General features: G+C 69.8%; 15 protein-coding genes and 1 riboswitch. Of the genes, 7 read left to right on the top strand and 8 right to left on the bottom strand.

The window, feature by feature from the left end:
- Positions 1 to 70: 70 nt before the first annotated feature.
- Positions 71 to 964 carry an Hsp33 family molecular chaperone HslO gene (locus ACHWVH_RS02290; protein ID WP_026143742.1) on the bottom strand — a complete coding sequence of 298 codons (894 nt, stop codon included), beginning with the start codon at positions 962 to 964 and terminating at the stop codon, positions 71 to 73.
- An 81-nt stretch (positions 965 to 1045) separates the two neighbouring features.
- On the opposite strand from ACHWVH_RS02290, the gene mtgA reads away from it, so the two are divergent.
- The 3 genes from mtgA (at position 1046) to ACHWVH_RS02305 (ending at position 3519) form a co-directional block, all read left to right on the top strand.
- Entirely contained in the window at positions 1046 to 1789 is a 744-nt protein-coding gene (gene mtgA, locus ACHWVH_RS02295; RefSeq protein WP_295923863.1) for a monofunctional biosynthetic peptidoglycan transglycosylase, read from the top strand.
- A 319-nt stretch (positions 1790 to 2108) separates the two neighbouring features.
- Positions 2109 to 3131, top strand: a complete 1023-nt coding sequence (locus tag ACHWVH_RS02300; RefSeq protein ID WP_148827664.1) for a glycosyltransferase family 2 protein — start codon at positions 2109 to 2111, stop codon at positions 3129 to 3131.
- Entirely contained in the window at positions 3091 to 3519 is a 429-nt protein-coding gene (locus ACHWVH_RS02305) for a CBS domain-containing protein (protein WP_043090869.1), read from the top strand. The genes ACHWVH_RS02300 and ACHWVH_RS02305 overlap by 41 nt, the downstream gene beginning before the upstream one ends.
- A 151-nt stretch (positions 3520 to 3670) precedes the next feature.
- On the opposite strand, the gene ACHWVH_RS02310 is transcribed toward ACHWVH_RS02305, so the two are convergent.
- Positions 3671 to 5626 (bottom strand): AsmA family protein, encoded by a 1956-nt coding sequence (locus tag ACHWVH_RS02310; RefSeq protein WP_394686589.1) that lies wholly within the window; start codon positions 5624 to 5626, stop codon positions 3671 to 3673.
- A gap of 276 nt (positions 5627 to 5902) precedes the next feature.
- On the opposite strand from ACHWVH_RS02310, the gene ACHWVH_RS02315 reads away from it, so the two are divergent.
- A complete protein-coding gene (locus ACHWVH_RS02315) occupies positions 5903 to 6358 on the top strand; it encodes a hypothetical protein (protein ID WP_394686590.1) in 456 nt (151 codons plus the stop codon).
- Between the two features lie 139 nt (positions 6359 to 6497).
- On the opposite strand, the gene ACHWVH_RS02320 is transcribed toward ACHWVH_RS02315, so the two are convergent.
- The 6 genes from ACHWVH_RS02320 to ACHWVH_RS02345 form a co-directional block, all read right to left on the bottom strand.
- Positions 6498 to 7169 carry a hemolysin III family protein gene (locus ACHWVH_RS02320; protein WP_394686591.1) on the bottom strand — a complete coding sequence of 224 codons (672 nt, stop codon included), beginning with the start codon at positions 7167 to 7169 and terminating at the stop codon, positions 6498 to 6500.
- A gap of 109 nt (positions 7170 to 7278) precedes the next feature.
- The gene (locus ACHWVH_RS02325) at positions 7279 to 8883 is read right to left on the bottom strand and encodes a peptide chain release factor 3 (RefSeq protein WP_152237441.1); all 1605 of its coding nucleotides are present in this window, start codon (positions 8881 to 8883) and stop codon (positions 7279 to 7281) included.
- Positions 8884 to 8958: 75 nt separating this feature from the next.
- Positions 8959 to 10332, bottom strand: coding sequence for a hypothetical protein (locus tag ACHWVH_RS02330; RefSeq protein WP_394686592.1), 1374 nt, complete (start codon positions 10330 to 10332; stop codon positions 8959 to 8961).
- On the bottom strand, positions 10329 to 11228 hold the full coding sequence (locus tag ACHWVH_RS02335; protein ID WP_394686593.1) for an ABC transporter ATP-binding protein: 900 nt from the start codon (positions 11226 to 11228) through the stop codon (positions 10329 to 10331). Before ACHWVH_RS02335 ends, ACHWVH_RS02330 begins: the two co-directional genes overlap by 4 nt.
- A gap of 7 nt (positions 11229 to 11235) precedes the next feature.
- The gene (locus ACHWVH_RS02340; RefSeq protein ID WP_017910488.1) at positions 11236 to 11625 is read right to left on the bottom strand and encodes a GntR family transcriptional regulator; all 390 of its coding nucleotides are present in this window, start codon (positions 11623 to 11625) and stop codon (positions 11236 to 11238) included.
- A 64-nt stretch (positions 11626 to 11689) separates the two neighbouring features.
- Positions 11690 to 12565, bottom strand: a complete 876-nt coding sequence (locus tag ACHWVH_RS02345) for a M23 family metallopeptidase (RefSeq protein ID WP_394686595.1) — start codon at positions 12563 to 12565, stop codon at positions 11690 to 11692.
- Positions 12566 to 12668: 103 nt separating this feature from the next.
- A riboswitch (SAM riboswitch) is annotated at positions 12669 to 12787 on the top strand.
- A 70-nt stretch (positions 12788 to 12857) separates the two neighbouring features.
- Between ACHWVH_RS02345 and ACHWVH_RS02350 the strand changes: the two genes are divergently transcribed.
- The 3 genes from ACHWVH_RS02350 to ACHWVH_RS02360 are packed head-to-tail and all read left to right on the top strand — an operon-like array spanning position 12858 to position 16191.
- Complete coding sequence (locus ACHWVH_RS02350) at positions 12858 to 13895, top strand: homoserine O-succinyltransferase (protein ID WP_152238177.1); 1038 nt, start codon at positions 12858 to 12860, stop codon at positions 13893 to 13895.
- The gene (locus ACHWVH_RS02355; protein ID WP_295923586.1) at positions 13892 to 15109 is read left to right on the top strand and encodes an O-succinylhomoserine (thiol)-lyase; all 1218 of its coding nucleotides are present in this window, start codon (positions 13892 to 13894) and stop codon (positions 15107 to 15109) included. The genes ACHWVH_RS02350 and ACHWVH_RS02355 overlap by 4 nt, the downstream gene beginning before the upstream one ends.
- Positions 15110 to 15141: 32 nt before the next feature.
- Entirely contained in the window at positions 15142 to 16191 is a 1050-nt protein-coding gene (locus ACHWVH_RS02360) for a homoserine dehydrogenase (RefSeq protein ID WP_394686596.1), read from the top strand.
- Positions 16192 to 16331: the final 140 nt, after the last annotated feature.

A 16331-nucleotide genomic window follows, 5' to 3' on the forward strand; every position in this document is an offset into this window, starting at 1 on the left:
GGGTGGTCGATGCTAGAGGGTTTATGTTTCTTTAACAAGTCGGACTCCCCGGTCGCGACGCGCGTTTCAGCTAGTGCAAGCGCTCCGAGGACGTCGGTTCAGCCTGCGTTACGGCAAACAATACTCCGAATTCCGTCAAGGGGAAGTCATAGTGGCGGCCGCAGAACTCGCAGCGGATCTCAACTTGGCCGGTCGCCTCGGCCGCCGCCCGCGCTTCTTCCTCGCCGAGCGAGCGCAGCATCGCCGCGACCCGCTCGCGCGAGCACGAGCAGCCGAAGCGCAGCGGGCGGTCGCCGAGCAGTTCCGGGGTCTCCTCGTGGAACAGCCGGTGCAGCAGGGTTTCGGCCGGCGTGGCCAGCAGTTCGGCCTCGCCGACGGTCTCGAACAGCGCGCCGGCGCGGTTCCAGCCGTCCTCGTCGCCGGCGTCGCCCGGCAGCTTCTGCAGCAGCAGGCCGGCGGCGTGCGTACCGTCGGCGGCCAGGATCAGCCGCGTCGGCAACTGCTCTGACTGGCGGAAGTAGTCCTCGAAGGCTTCGTCCAGCTCGGCCGAGGACATCGCCACCAGACTCTGGTAGCGCTGCGGTTCGCGCGGGTCCAGGCCGGGGTTCTCGATGGTGATCGCCAGCAGGGCATCGTCGCCGAGCACGCGCAGGTCGCGCGGCGCGTCCTGGCCTTCGCCCAGCTGGACGATGCCGCGCAGCGTGCCGGCGGCGGTGCACTCGGCGAACAGGGTGCGCAGCGCGCCCTGGCTGCGCAACTGCACCGACAGGCGCCCGTCGACCTTGGTATGGCCGGTGAACAGGGCCGCGGCGACGCAGGCCTCGCCCAGCAGTTCGGTGGCCGCGGCGGGATAGCTGGCCGGCGCCAGGATCTCGCGCCAGGTGTCGTGCAGGCGCACGTGCACGCCGCGCACGCCGGCGCCGGGGAGCAGGAAGCGGGTCAGACGATCGTCGGAAGAATGCATTGCGGCCTCGCTGCGCATGGGAAGATGGCGACCGCACGAGAGTGGATCGTCACGGTGGACCAGATCGAAGAAAGCATAGGAATGGGGGCGGGGCGCCGCGATGCAAGTGGCACCCTTCCGGCGCGTCCACGGGCCAGGCGCTGGCGGCGCTGGCTGCTGCTGGCGCCGTTGCTGTTTGTGCTGGCGAGCGTGTCGCAGGTGTTGCTGCTGCGCTTCGTCGACCCGCCGTTCTCGGCGATGATGCTGGAGCGCCAGCTTGGTGCCTGGGCCAGTGGCGACTGGTCGTACCGCATCGCCTACGACTGGCGCGATACCGCGCAGATCGCGCCGAGCCTGCCGATCTCCCTGGTCGCCGCGGAGGACCAGCGCTTCCCAAGCCATCACGGTTTCGATCTGGATGCGATCGAGAAGGCGCGCGACCACAACGCGCGCGGCGGCCGTCTGCGCGGCGCCAGCACCATCAGCCAGCAGGTCGCCAAGAACGTGTTCCTGTGGCAAGGCCGCAGTTGGTTGCGCAAGGGCCTGGAGGCCTGGTACACGGTGCTGATCGAGGCGCTGTGGTCGAAGCAGCGCATTCTGGAGGTGTACGCCAACGTCGCCGAGTTCGGCGACGGCGTGTATGGCGCACAGGCGGCGGCGCGCAGCTTCTGGAACAAGGACGCGGCGCAGCTGACGCCGGCGCAGAGCGCGCTGCTGGCGGCGGTGCTGCCGGCGCCGCAGCGCTACAACGCCGCGCGTCCCGGCCCGTACGTGCAGGGACGCGCCAACTGGATCCAGCGCCAGACCCGACAACTGGGCGGCCCGGCCTACCTGCAGGCGCCGTAGCTTGAGCCCCTCTCCCCCGGGAGAGGGGTTGGGGTGAGGGTACGGCCGGCAGGTGAGCGTGGTGGGGGCGGCGGCAGACGTACCCTCATCCGCCCCTTCGGGGCACCTTCCCCCAGTGGGAGAAGGGATTCAAAGCCCCTCTCCCTTCGGGAGAGGGGCTGGGGTGAGGGTACGGCCGGCAGGTGAGCGTGGTGGGGGCGGCGGCAGACGCACCCTCATCCGCCCCTTCGGGGCACCTTCTCCCAGTGGGAGAAGGGAGGAGTTCGTCAGGCGCCGCGTGCCGCTGGTGAACCCGCAGGCGGCTCCGTACCATCCGCCGATGGAATCCGAACGTCTTACCGTCGTCGTCACTGCGTTCAACGAGGCGCAGACCCTGCCGCTGTTGCACCCGCGCATCGTCGCTGCGCTCGACGCCGTGCCGGGATTGGAGGGGCGGGTGCTGTACGTCGACGACGGCAGCCGCGATGCGACCTGGGAGACGATCCAGACGCTGGCCGCGTCCGATCCGCGGGTCGGCGCGCTGCGCCTGTCGCGCAATTTCGGCAAGGAACTGGCGTTGACCGCCGGTCTGGACTGCGTCGATCGCGGCGCGGCGATGCTGCTGGACGCCGATGGGCAGGATCCGCCGGAACTGATCGGACAGTTCGTCGCGCATTGGCGCGCCGGCTACGACGATATCTACGGTACGCGCCTGGTGCGCGAAGGCGAGGGCTGGCTCAAGCGCGGCACCGCGGCGCTGTTCTACCGGGTGATCGGGCGCCTGTCGAAGACGCCGATCCCCGCCGATACCGGCGATTTTCGCCTGCTGTCGCCACGCGCGCTGGCCGCGCTGCGGCAATTGCGCGAGCGCCACCGCTTCATGAAGGGATTGTTCGGCTGGATCGGTTTCCGCCGCCTGGCGGTGCCGTACCGGCGTGCGCCGCGGCTGGCTGGGCGCAGCAAGTTCAGCCTGTGGCGGTTGTGGAACTTCGCCCTGGACGGCATCACCGGCTTCTCCACCGCGCCGTTGCGGGTGGCCACCTACCTGGGCCTGGCGACAGCGGTGGGCGCCTTCCTGTTCGCGATCTGGGTGGTGGTCAAAGCGGCGCTGTGGGGCGACCCGGTGGCCGGCTGGCCGACGATGATGGCGGTCATCCTGTTCCTGGGCGGCGTGCAACTGATCGCGCTGGGCCTGATCGGCGAATACCTGGGCCGGCTGTACGAGGAATCCAAACAGCGACCGCTGTACCTGGTGGAGACCTGGCGTGCACCGGGCGAAGGAGTATGCTCGGCCGTGCGATCCAGCGAACCGGGAGGCAGCGATGCGGACGGTACGGCAGGTCTTGAGCGAAAAGGGCAATGAGATCCACGCGGTCGCGCCGGACACGGCGGTGATCGAGGCGCTGCGGCTGATGGCCGCCAAGGGCATCGGCGCGGTGCTGGTGCTGCAGGACGGACAGCTGTCCGGGATCCTGTCCGAGCGCGACTACGCACGCAAGGTGGTCCTGCAGGACCGCTCCTCGGCGACCACGCCGGTGCGCGACATCATGAGCAGCAGGGTGCACACCGTGGACCCGTCGCAGAGCGTGCAGCAGTGCATGGAACTGATGACCGGGCAACGCATCCGCCACCTGCCCGTGGTGGACGCCGGCACCGTGATCGGCGTGATCTCGATCGGCGACCTGGTCAAGGCGGTGATCGAAGAGCAGCGCGAGGAGCTGGATCAGTTGCAGGAATACATCAGGAGCTGAGGGGCTGGAAATCGGGAGTAGGGAATCGGGAATAGGAAGTCAAAAGCAACGATCCCCTGCAGCCATCCGTGCATCGTCGCCTGACAAGATCGATACGCGGAACGCGATTTTGCTCTCGCGATTCCCTATTCCCGATTCCCCACTCCCGGCTTCAACGGCCGCACTGAATATCCTTGCCCGGCCCGGTCTCGATGGTGGCCAGCAGCGCCGCTGGCGGGGCGATGCTGCCCAGGGCGACGGCGATCGCGCCGCGTACGCCCAGGGCCTTGAAGTCGGGGCGGAAGCTCGGGTCCTTGAAGGTGCCGCCGACGCGCAGCGGCGAGCGCAGGGCGAGGATGCTGCGATCCTTGGGTTGCGCCTTCAGCAGCAGGTCCAGGCGTTCCTGGCCCAGGTCGATGGTGCCGCTGCCGACCAGCAGGGTGTCGGTGCTGTCGAAGGCCAGGCCGCGCGAGGTCATCACTCCGTGCTGCACGCCGAAGTCGCCGAACGCACAGCGCACCGGGATCTCGCGGTCCTTGGTCACCAGGTACTTCAGCGATTCGGCGATATCCAGGCCGGCCAGTTCCATTACCAGGTTGCTGATCCGGCCCTTGCCCATGCCGACGGCGACGTTGCCGTCGGCGCTGCCGAGCATCTGCGCGATCGAGTTGCCGCTGCCGGCCAGCGCGATCTCGCCGCCGATCGCGCCGGCGGCTTCCTTGGCCAGCTTGCCGTCGGGGAACAGCTTGCCCAGCTGCACGCCGCGGATCGACACCTGCGCGCGGGTGAACAGCGTGGGCTTGCGTGCATCCATGCGGATGTCCGAGCGCAGGTCGCCGCCGGCCACGCCGAAGTTCAGCGGTTGCAGCAGCAGGACGCCGTCGTCGAGCTTCAGGTGCGCGTCCATGTCGTCCAGCGGCAGCGACGGCGCATTGATGCGCTGCGCCTTCCAGCGCACGTCGGCATCCATCGCGCGCAGCTTGCCGAGGTCGTATGGGGTGGACGGCAGCACCTTGTCGGTGGCGGCGAGCTTGGCTGCCTGCGCCTTCTGCTCGGCATTGGCGGTCTCGCCGGCGCCGGTGCGCGGCGGTGCGCCGACGAAGCCGGCCAGGTCGTCGAAATCCAGCCGCTGCGAACGCAGGTCGGCGCGCAGGAACGGGCGTTGCCCAGCGGTATCGATCTGCACGGTGCCGGCCAGGTCGCTGTCGCCGGCGCGGCCGCGGAAGTCCTGGTAGCGCCAGCGATCGCCGTCGCGCTGCAGGCGTCCGTCCAACTGGTAGGGCGGGGTGGAGGGGATGGCGATGCCCAGCAGCGGATACAGGTGGGCCATGTCGGTGCCGGCCAGTTGCAGTTGCAGGTCGAACACGCGCAACTGGAACGGATTGGTCAGGGTGCCGCGCATGTGCGCGCGGGTGCTGCCGGCGCTGCCGCGCAGGTCGACGCGGAACGGATGGTCGCTCTCGCTCAGTTCCAGCGGCGAGGCGGTACTGCCTTTCAGGGTGAAGGGATTGCCGCGCCAGCGGCCGTCGCCGCTGACCGCGATCGGCGGGGCGGCATCGCCACGGCGGCGCTGCCCGACCTGGCTGTCGACGGCGATGTCGATCTCGGTGCGCCCGGCCGGATCCTGGAAGCGCAAATGTCCCTGCTGTACCAGCAGGGCGCCGAGCACGACCGGACGGCCGCCCTCGGACTGGCCGAGCACCCAGTTGCCGGGCTGTCCGTTCGGTCCGGTTTCCAGCAGCAGATCGGGCTTGGTCAGGCGGATCTCGGGGATGCGCAGGCGGCCGCGCAGCAGTGGCCACAGCGCGATGTCCAGTTCGGCGCGGTCGGCGCTGGCCATCTGCGGCTGCTTCGACCAATCGGCGTTGGCGAAGCGCAGGCGATCGCCGCGCACGGTGACGATGCGGCCCAGGTCCACGTCCAGGTTGCCGTCGATATGGAAGGCGCGGCCGGTGCGTGCCTGCACCGCGCGTTCGACCGGCGCCTTGAACCAGTTCCAGTCGAAGATCAGGATGATGACCAGCAGGAGCAGCACCAGCGCGCCGAGCACGAACGGCCAGCGCCGCAGGCGGCCGTCGTTGCGCCGCCAGGGCCAGGAGCGGGATGCGGAAGCGGGGTCGCGAGCCATGCGGCCATCCTAGGCAGCCGCCGTGCACGGGGTGCGAAAGCGGACGGGATGGCGGGCCCGATGGGCGTTGTCCGCGTCCACACCGGGGATGCATGATGCATGTGGGCTGCCTGCGGGATCAGACGCTGCCGCTCACGGGAAGAGCCGGAGATCGCTGACGGCGATTCCAAGGTACTTGATGGTGAAGGTGGCTTTCTGGCCGCCTACAGCATCGCAGTGCATCACCCTTGGTCCCGGTCAATTAGCGGTCGTCGGTGTATTTGACAGGGGATGCGTGTGAGAGAGTCAGCCAAGCGCTTCGGCAGGTTTCCACTCGCCGTCGCTGCCTTTTGTCTCGTGTCGCCGGTGGGTGGCGCGTCTCAGGCGGATGTGGATCCGGCGCAGGTTGTGCGCATCGACGTCGGGAACATCGATCCGATTGAAGTGGGCATTCTGGCGCCGAGCGGAAGATTCCTTGTTTTGATGGACAGCGAGACCCAGTGCGAGGGCGTTTCGGCAACCGGTGGGCGCGTGGTTATTACGCCTGCCATCGCGGCAGGGATGTATTGGGATGCGGAAGGCAAGGAGCACGTGGTCGCCGCATTCTCGGAAGTTGGAACCTTCACGATCCATGTCTCTGACAACCTCGAAACGGAACCGGATGGGGCGTTCGCGACGAAGCAGCGCTATGTCAACCAGCATCCATCGCACATGGTCGTCTCTGCTGGAGCGTGTCAGAAGCGCAAGAGCTGATCGGCGTTGATGCAGAGCGTACGCCATGCGCTCGACATTCCAAGCGAGTGCGTGGGTAGGCGTTGCGATCGCAGAGCGGTCCGTCATGCCGCCCTGGGAGGGCGGTGTTCGGGACGCCGGCGAACGGCCGATGGTCTGCCTACAGCACCTGGTTGGTCACCGCCACGAAGTGGCAGACGCTGCCGGCGAGGACGAACAGATGCCAGATGGCGTGGAAGTAGCGCACGGTGTCGCGCTGGTAGAAATACGTGCCCAGGGTGTAGAACAGGCCGCCGGCCAGCAGCCAGCCCAGGGTCCAGGCGTCGATGGAGCGCAGCAGCGGTTCGATCGCCACCACGATCAGCCAGCCCATGGCGATGTACAGGATGGTCGACAGCAGGCGGAAGCGACCAGTGAAGAACAGCTTGAAGATCACCCCGGCCACGGCGATGGTCCAGATCGCTGCGAACAGGCCCCAGCCCCACGGGCCGCGCAGGCCGATCAGGGTGAACGGGGTGTAGGTGCCGGCGATCAGCAGGTAGATCGCGCAGTGGTCGAAGATCTGCAGGCGCGCCTTGGCGCCGGGATGCGGGATGGCGTGATACAGCGTCGAGGCCACGTACAGCAGCAGCAAGGTGACGCTGAACACGATCGCGGTGGCGAGCTGCCAGCCGTCGCCGTAGATGGCGGCGAGAGTGATCAGCACCGAGCCGCCGGCCAGCGCGGCGATGGCGCCGAGGCCGTGGGTCAGCGCGCTGGCCAGTTCGTCGCGCCAGTCCGTGGAAGGCTGCGCGTCGGCGTTCGAGTAGGCGGGCGACCGGTCTGCATCCATGGGCCCGCACGGTAGCGCAATTGCGAGCGGTTCGCATCCGCTGCGGCGCCGCACTGCGACGCCGGTTGGGCGTGCGCTCAGCCGGCGCACGCCCGCGGTCACATGGCGGTCATTCCACCGCCACGCTGTGCGCGTGTTCGCGCGTGGCCGCGAACCGCACGTCCGGCGCACGTTCCTGCGCCAATTGCAGGTTGACCCGGGTCGGCGCCAGGTAGACCAGTTCGCCGGCGGCGTCGATGCCGAGGTTCATCGCGTTCTTCTCGCGGAACTCTTCCAGCTTCTTGGGGTTGTCGCAGTGCACCCAGCGCGCGGTGACCACGCCCACCGGTTCGAAGCTGGCGTCCACGCCGTACTCGTCCTTGAGCCGGTAGGCGACCACGTCGAACTGCAGCGTGCCGACCGCACCGAGGATCAGGTCGTTGCTCATCAGCGGACGAAAGAACTGGGTGGCGCCTTCCTCGGACAGCTGCGCCAGGCCCTTCTGCAATTGCTTGAGCTTGAGCGGGTCGCGCAGGCGCGCGCGGCGGAACAGTTCCGGGGCGAAGTTGGGAATGCCGGTGAACGACAGCGACTCGCCCTCGGTGAAGGTGTCGCCGATGGAGATGGTGCCGTGGTTGTGGATGCCGATGACGTCGCCGGGGTAGGCCTCGGCGGCGATCTCGCGGTCGCTGGCCATGAAGGTCAGCGCGTTGGCCAGCTTGACCTCCTTGCCGGTGCGCACGTGCAGGGTCTTCATGCCGGCGGCGAAGCGGCCCGAACAGATGCGCATGAACGCGACGCGGTCGCGATGCTGCGGATCCATGTTGGCCTGGATCTTGAACACGAAGCCGGTCAGCTTGTCCTCGCCGGCCTGCACCTGGCGGCCGGTGGTGGCGCGCGGCTGCGGCGGCGGCGCGTGCTCGGCGAAGAAGTCCAGCAGCGGCTGCACGCCGAAGTTGTTGACGCCCGAACCGAAGAACACCGGGGTCTGCTTGCCGGCGCGGTAGGCGTCCAGGTCGAAGGCGTGGCTGGCGCCCTGCACCAGTTCCAGTTCCTCGCGCAGGTCGGCCAGCATCTGTGCGCCGATCTTCTCGGCCAGGCCGGGCGCGTCCAGCGACGGGAAGATGGTCGAGTCCTGGCGGGTGAAGTTGCGGCCGGGCTCGTACAGGTGCACTTCGCCGGTCACCAGGTGCACCACGCCCTTGAGGCGCTGGCCCATGCCGATCGGCCAGGTCACCGGCGCGCATTCGATGCCGAGCACGGTCTCGACCTCGTCGAGCAGGTCGATCGGATCCTTGCCCTCGCGGTCGAGCTTGTTGATGAAGGTCATGATCGGCGTGTCGCGCAGCCGGCACACCTCCATCAGCTTGATGGTGCGCTCTTCCACGCCCTTGGCAACGTCGATCACCATCAACGCCGAGTCCACCGCGGTGAGCACGCGGTAGGTGTCCTCGCCGAAGTCGGCGTGGCCGGGGGTGTCGAGCAGGTTGATGATCTTGCCTTCGTACGGGAACTGCATCACCGACGAGGTCACCGAGATGCCGCGCTCCTTTTCCAGCGCCATCCAGTCCGAGGTGGCGTGGCGGGCGGCCTTGCGGCCCTTCACCGAGCCGGCCATCTGGATCGCCCCGCCGAACAGCAGCAGCTTTTCGGTCAGCGTGGTCTTGCCGGCGTCGGGATGGGAAATGATGGCGAAGGTGCGGCGGCGCGCAGCTTCGGTGGCGACTTCGGACATGGGCGGCACGCCCGGAAGGGCGTCATCGGCAACGGAGGAAGCCCGCGATTATAGCGGGCTTCCCGCGGCGGCCGTTCAGTTGAGCAGCCAGGGATGCGGGCGCCTGCTGGATTGGCGTGCCACCAGGTTGTAGACGACGACCATGCCGAGCAGCAGCAGGCTCCAGGCTGGTGCCAGCCAGTGCGGCGCCACCGCGCCGGGCAGGCCGACCTGGCCGATGCTGATGGCGCCCAGCAGCGTCAGCGTGCAGTGCGCCACGACCAGCGCCGACACGCTGCGCGGCCAGCGCAGGCAGGCCAGCAGGACGGTGCTGGCAAGCAGGGTCCCGGTCAGGGTGATCGACACCGTCAGTGGGTAGTAGGCGGTCGGGGCGTGTCTGAGCAGCCCGAGCAGCCAGGACAGGCCCAGCCACGGCAGCATCGCCGCGATCGCGCATTTCAGCACCACCTGGTTGAACAGCGAGCCGATCTGCCCGGGTGCGCCCAGGCCGGGCAGCAGGGCGCTTTCCATCAGGCCGAGGTTGCCGTGCTTGCGCCACAGCCACAGTCGTTGCAGGAACTTCGCGCTGGACAGGTTGGCCATGACGTTGGCCAGGATCAGCGGCAGCGTCGGCGATTGCGTGCCCACCAGCAGCAGCGTCCACAGCAACACCAGCGACGGCATGACGAGGACGGCCAGCGCGGTGCCGGCCGCGCTGCCGGGAGCGAAACCTGGACCGAGTGCGAAGCGCATGGCGCGTTCCGGTGCGCCGCGCAGGTCCGAGGGAACGCTGGGGCGCGCGATGCCCTGCATCCACCCACGGCGCCCGGTTTGCGATGCGACCACCTGCCTGATCGCGCCATCGCTGGGCAGGCGCGGCTGCAGGTTCATCCATAGCGGACGCAGCCAGGGCGCGAGCGCGACGGGCCGAGGCGTGCTGGCGCGGCGGTACGCCCACGTCGCGCCCGCGACGCACGCTGCAGCGATGGCCAGCATGGTGCTGCGCGGGTACGCGTCCAATGGCACGCCGACCCAGTAGTGCAGCATGAAGCCGAGGGGCGGCAGACACAGCAGTGCGGTACTGGACCACGCCGGCGCTGTCGCCAGCAGCAGCCCGCCGGACGCGCACAGCAGCAGCGTCGGTGCCGTCAGGCTGGGATCGCTGCCGCGCGGCACGTACAGCAGGACCGGCACCAGCACGGTGCTGGCCACCGCCAGTGCGAACAGGCGCGCGAAGCGACTGCGCAGCCCCGGAAGGCGCAGGCGATGCGCCTGCTCGAGCAGGCTCAGCAAGCGTGCGCCGAGTCGTGCCCAGAGCAGCAGCACGATGGGGCAGGTCAGCACCAGCGGCGATGGTGGATTGTCGACCAACGTCAGGGCCAATGCCGCGGCGATCACCCAGGGGTAGACCCATCGGGTCCTGCCCGATGCCGCGTACAGCAGGCGCAGATCGGCGAGCAGGCGCTTCATCCCGCCACCTCGATGAACAGGTCCTCCAGGCCGAGCCGGTCGATGCGCAGACCGGGCACGCCGAGCAGGGCGGAAGGCGGTTCGCTGGCGTGCAGCAGTACGGCGGTGCCGCCGTCGGCGCTGCGGCGCCGTGCGAGTTCGTCGCGCAGCACGGCGTCGCCGAGCAGCGCGGCGGCGGCCGGCGGCAGCGTGAGTCGCAACACGCTGTCCTTGAGCTCGTCCAGCGGCTGGTCCAGCAGCAGCCGGCCTTGGTGCAGGAAAGCCACGCGCGAGGCCACCCGTTCCAGGTCGCTGACGATGTGGCTGGAGAACAGCACGGTGGTGCCGGCATCGCAGGTTTCGGTGACGATCTCGCGCATCAGGTCGCGGCGCGCGACCGGATCCAGCGCCGAGGCCGGTTCGTCGAGCACCAGCAGCGCCGGCCGCGCCGCCAGTGCGCGCACCAGGGCCAGGCGCTGGGCCTGGCCGGGGGAGAGCGTGTCGATGCGCTGGCGGCGGTCCAGTTCCCAGCGCTGCAGCAGCGTGTCGGCGCGCTGCGGGTCCCAGTGCGGATACAGCTGCGCGGCGAAGGCGAGCAGTTCCTCCACGCGCATCCAGCCGAAGGCCTGGGGCTGCTGGGGCACGAAGCCGATGCGCGCCTTGCGCGCGTCGTCCAGGCGCAGCGCCGGACCGCCGAATACGCGCGCCTGGCCGCGCTGCGGCTGCAGCAGGCCGAGCAGGCAGGCCAGCAGTGTGCTCTTGCCGGTGCCGTTGCGGCCGATCAGGCCGACGACCTCGCCGCGCCCGATCTGCAGGCCCACGCCCCGCAGCACGTCGCTGGCACCGAACGCCAGGTGCAGGTCGTGCGCCGCCAGCGGCAGGTCCATGTCCAGGTCGGTCTGGATTGCGCTCTGCATCGCCACGCTACTCATCGCCAGGTTCTCCAAACAACTGTTCAAGACGTTCGATCACGGGAGGCGCCGGCAGGCCCAGTTCGCGGCAATGCCGGACCAGTTCCTGCAGCCGGGGTTCGATCAACTCCAGGCGCTGCCGTTGCGGTGCGGCGGCGGTCGCGGCCACCGCCATGCCGCGGCCGCGCAGGCGTTCCAGCACGCCCTCGGCTTCGAGCTGGCTGTAGGCGCGCGAGACCGTCATCGGGTTCACCGCGTGGACCGCGGCGACCTCGCGCACCGAGGGCAGGCCGTCGCCCGGGCGCAGTTGCCCGGCGGCGACCAGGCGGCGGATCTGCTCGGCGATCTGCCGGTAGATCGGCTCGGGGGCGCTGGGTTGCACGTGGAGGTGGGTTGCATCCATGTGTATTAATACATCAATACACTTGGCGGATGTCAATGCGTTTGCCGACGAACGGTAGGCGCGCTCAGGGTGGGGCGGGATGGGCGAAGCGCAATTCGCCCAGCGGGCCGGCCATCCGGAACGGCACCGATTCCAGGCGCAGGCCGCGGTTGAGCTGGACGGCGAAATGCAGGTGCGGGCCGCTGCTCAGGCCGGTGTTGCCGGACAGGCCGAGGCGGTCGCCACGCTGCACCGCCTGGCCCACCCGCACCTGCACGCCGCCGGGGGCCAGGTGTGCATAGATCGCCATGCTGCCGTCGGCGTGCACCACCCGCACCAGGTTGGCGGCCTGACCCAGGCGCGGGTCGGTGCCGGACTCGCGGAAGTCGTCGCGCACCTCCATCACCACGCCCGCGCGCGCGGCCAGCACCGGCGTGCCTTCGGGCAGGGCGAAGTCCAGCGCATAGGCATTGGCGGGATCGCGATGGCTGAAGGCGCCGCCGAAGCCCTGGTCGATGCGCACCGGGCGATCGGCGAAGGGCAGGGCATACAGCACCGCGTCGGCATGGGCGCGCGGCGAACCGGGGATCGCCTCGATGCGCAGTCGGGCGCCGTCGCCGCCGGCCTCGGCGAGGTCGCCGGGGGGATACAGGCGCGCGACCATGCGGCGCTCGCCGGCGGCCAGCTCCACGGTCAGCGGCAGCGCGGGCACGGCAGTGAAGCCGGCACGGTCGCCCAGCAGGCGGATCTGCACCGGGCCGCCGAGCGGATTGCCCAATGCGACCTCGCGCAGCCCGCTGTCGCGGGCGGTCACCTGCAGCCACGCCGGCGGTGGCTGTGGTTCGGGCCGCGGAGCATTCCAGCGCAGCAGCGGTTGCGCAGGCGTGCCGGTCGCCAGTGCCAGCGACAGGACCACGGCAAGACAGCGGCGGGAGCGGCGTCGGCGCACGGACAGGGGCAGCGATGGGGGAAGCGGAGTATGGCCGAGGCCAGGGATCGAAAAATCATATCGCTTCATCCGAATAAAGAGATTGACATGACCGAAAATCGCTGGCATCGTGGCTTCACCATCGAGACCGGCGGAGGGACAGGCCCTTTGATGCCGGGGCAGCCAGCGGACGCGCAAGCGGCCGTGTAGGTGCCAAATCCTGCGGGGACCCACGCGTCCGCCGAAAGATGGTTCGATCCATGCCCTCTGCATGGCGAACGCGAGCTCCGCGAAGCTCGATGGCCGTTCCTCTCCGGATACCGCCATGCGCCTCGTGAACTCGCCTGATCGCCCCACCTCCGCCATTCCGTCCCACGACCGCGTTGCCGCGCCGGCCGACGGCGTGCACGCGATGCGTGGCGAGATCGCCGTCGCGTTGCCGCTGCGCCACGCCGGTGTGCAACTGCTGCGCCTGCGCTACGAACTGAGCGGCCCGGCTGCCGCGCCGGTGGTGTTCGTCGCCGGCGGCATCTCCGCGCACCGCCATCTCGCCGCCAACGCCAGTTTTCCCGAGAAGGGCTGGGCCGAAGGCCTGGTCGGGCCGGGGCGGGCGCTGGATCCCACCCAGCGGCGGCTGCTGGCGTTCGATTTCGTCGGCGCCGATGGCAGCCTGGACGCGCCCATCGACAGTGCCGACCAGGCCGATGCCATCGCCGCGCTGCTGGACGCGCTGGACATCGCGCAACTGCACGGGTTCGTCGGCTACTCCTACGGCGCCCTGGTCGGCCTGCAACTGGCGGTGCGGCATCCGCAGCGCCTGCAGAAGCTGATCGCGGTCAGCGGCGCGCACCGCGCGCATCCGTATGCCGCGGCCTGGCGCGCGCTGCAGCGCCGCGCCGTGGCACTGGGCCAGCTGCAATGCGCCGAGAGCCACGGGCTGTCGCTGGCGCGGCAGTTCGCGATGCTCAGCTACCGCACTCCGGAGGAATTCGGCGAACGCTTCGACGCGGCGCCGGAAGTGATCAACGGCCGCGTCCGCGTCGCCGCCGAAGACTACCTGGACGCCGCCGGCGCGCAGTACGTGGCGCGCACCCAGGTCAACGCCTACCTGCGCCTGTCCGAATCCATCGACCTGCATCGCATCGAGCCGGCTGCCGTCGCCGTGCCCACCGTGGTGGTGGCGGTCGAGGGCGACCGCCTGGTGCCGCTGTCGGACCTGGTCACCCTGGTCGAAGGCCTGGGCCCGCGCGGCAGCCTGCGCGTGCTGCGTTCGCCCTACGGCCACGACGCCTTCCTGAAAGAAACCGATCGCATCGACGCGATTCTCGCCACCGCCCTTCGCCCCACCGGAGTTGCCGCATGAGCACTGCCCACGACACCGATCTGCCCTGTAGTGCCGCTACCGCCGCGGTCCGCGCCGGCATCGACCGCGATACCGCCTACGGTGCGGTGACCCCGCCGATCGTGCTGTCGTCGAACTTCAGCTTCGACGGCTTCGGCAACAAGCGCCAGTACGACTACACCCGCAGCGGCAACCCTACCCGCGACTTGCTCGGCGAAGCGCTGGCGGAACTGGAAGGCGGCGCCGGCGGCGTGATCACCGCCACCGGCATGGGCGCGATCAACCTGGTGCTCAATGCGCTACTGCAGCCAGGCGACAAGCTGGTGGTGCCACACGATGCGTACGGCGGTAGCTGGCGGCTGTTCAACGCGTTGGCCAAGAAGGGCCATTTCGAGCTGATCACCGCCGACCTGACCGATCCGCGCTCGCTGGCCGATGCGTTGGCGCAGGCGCCGAAGCTGGTGCTGATCGAGACCCCGTCCAACCCGCTGCTGCGCATCACCGACCTGCGCTTCGTCATCGACGCCGCGCACAAGGCCGGCGCGCTGGCGGTGGTCGACAACACCTTCCTGTCGCCGGCGCTGCAGACCCCGATCGCCTTCGGCGCCGACCTGGTGATCCACTCCACCACCAAGTACGTCAACGGCCACAGCGACGTGGTCGGTGGCGCGGTGATCGCGGCCGATGCCGAACTGCACCAGCAATTGGTGTGGTGGGCCAATGCGCTGGGCCTGACCGGCTCGCCGTTCGATGCGTTCCTGACCCTGCGCGGCCTGCGCACGCTGGATGCGCGCCTGCGCGCGCACCAGGAAAACGCACAGGCGGTGGTGGACCTGCTGACCACGCACGCCGCGGTGCGCCAGGTGTACTACCCCGGCCTGGCCTCGCATCCGGGCCACGCGGTGGCGGCGCGGCAGCAGCGCGGCTTCGGCGCGATGATCAGTTTCGAACTGGCCGGCGGCGAGGCCGAGGTGCGCGCCTTCGTCGACGGCCTGCGCTACTTCACCCTGGCCGAATCGCTGGGCGGCGTGGAGAGCCTGATCGCGCATCCGGCGACCATGACCCATGCGGCGATGACCGCCGAGGCGCGCGCCAAGGCCGGCATTTCCGACGGCCTGCTGCGCTTGTCGGTGGGTATCGAATCCAGTGCGGACCTGGTCGCCGATCTGCAGGCCGGCCTGCAGCGCGCGCAGCGCGCCGGCGAGGCGCTGGCCCGCAAACGGGTGGACGCGTGAGCAGCGGCCTGGCCGATGCGCCATCGGCGCCGCTGCGTGCGGCGCCCGTCGCGGCCACCGCGCGGTTGGGCCTGCTCGGCACCGGCACCGTCGGCCGCGCCTTCGTCGCGCGCTACCAGGCGTTGCAGCAGCGCCGGCCTGGCCTGCCGACCTTCGCCTGGCTGGCCAATTCGCGCACCGTTGCCGATTGCGCGGTGACGCCGGCGCAGGCGCTGGCCGCGGCCAATGCCGCCGCGCGCACGGCGCAGACGGTGACGTTGCCGGAGGATCTGGGCCGTGGCGACATCGTGGTCGACGCCACCGCCAGCGAGGCGGTGGCGCAGCGCCATGCCGAGTGGCTGCGGCGCGGCGTGCACGTGGTCACCGCCAACAAGCTCGGTCAGGGCGCCGCGCTGGCGCGGGCCGAACAGATCCAGGCCGCCCGCCATGTCGCCAGCACCCATTACGGCGACAGCGCCACGGTCGGCGCCGGGCTGCCGTTGCTGAGCAGCCTGCGTGCGCTGGTCGCCGGCGGCGACCACATCCACGCGGTGGAAGGCGTGCTGTCCGGCTCCCTGGCCTGGCTGCTGCATCGCTACCACGGCTGCCGTAGCTTCTCCGCGTGCGTGCGCGAGGCCGCGGCCGCCGGCTACACCGAACCCGATCCGCGCGAGGACCTGTCCGGCGAGGACGTGCGGCGCAAGCTGCTGATCCTGGCCCGCGCCGCCGGCCTGCCGTTGCGCGCCGAGCAGGTGCAGGTGGAGTCGCTGGTGCCGGCCGCGCTGGCCACGGTGCCGCTGGCGCAACTGGATGCCGCACTCGAACAATTGGACGCGCCGCTGGCGGCGCGCCTGGCGCAGGCACAGGCCGCCGGCGCCTGCCTGCGCTTCGTCGGTCGCTTCGATGCGCACGGCGCCTCGGTGGGCCTGCGCGTGCTGCCGCTGACGCATCCATTGGCCAGCGGTGCCGGCACCGACAACCGCGTCGCCATCCACAGCGACCGCTATCTGCAGCAGCCGCTGCTGATCCAGGGGCCGGGCGCGGGCGCCGATGTCACCGCGGCGGCCTTGCTCGACGACGTGCTGCGGATCGCGGTGCGCTGAGCGAAGCGAACGACGCCCGCCATCATGTGCGGGCATCGCGGTTCGGACTGGGGCGATACCGACGGGCAGTCGGCGTGTGGGTAACGCTGCCTGCACGCCGATGCCTGCGGGTCACCCGGCGCGGGCGGCGCGCGGTGCAC

The sequence above is a fragment of the uncultured Xanthomonas sp. genome, from assembly GCF_964278005.1.
GTDB classification, from domain to species: Bacteria; Pseudomonadota; Gammaproteobacteria; order Xanthomonadales; family Xanthomonadaceae; genus Xanthomonas_A; species Xanthomonas_A sontii.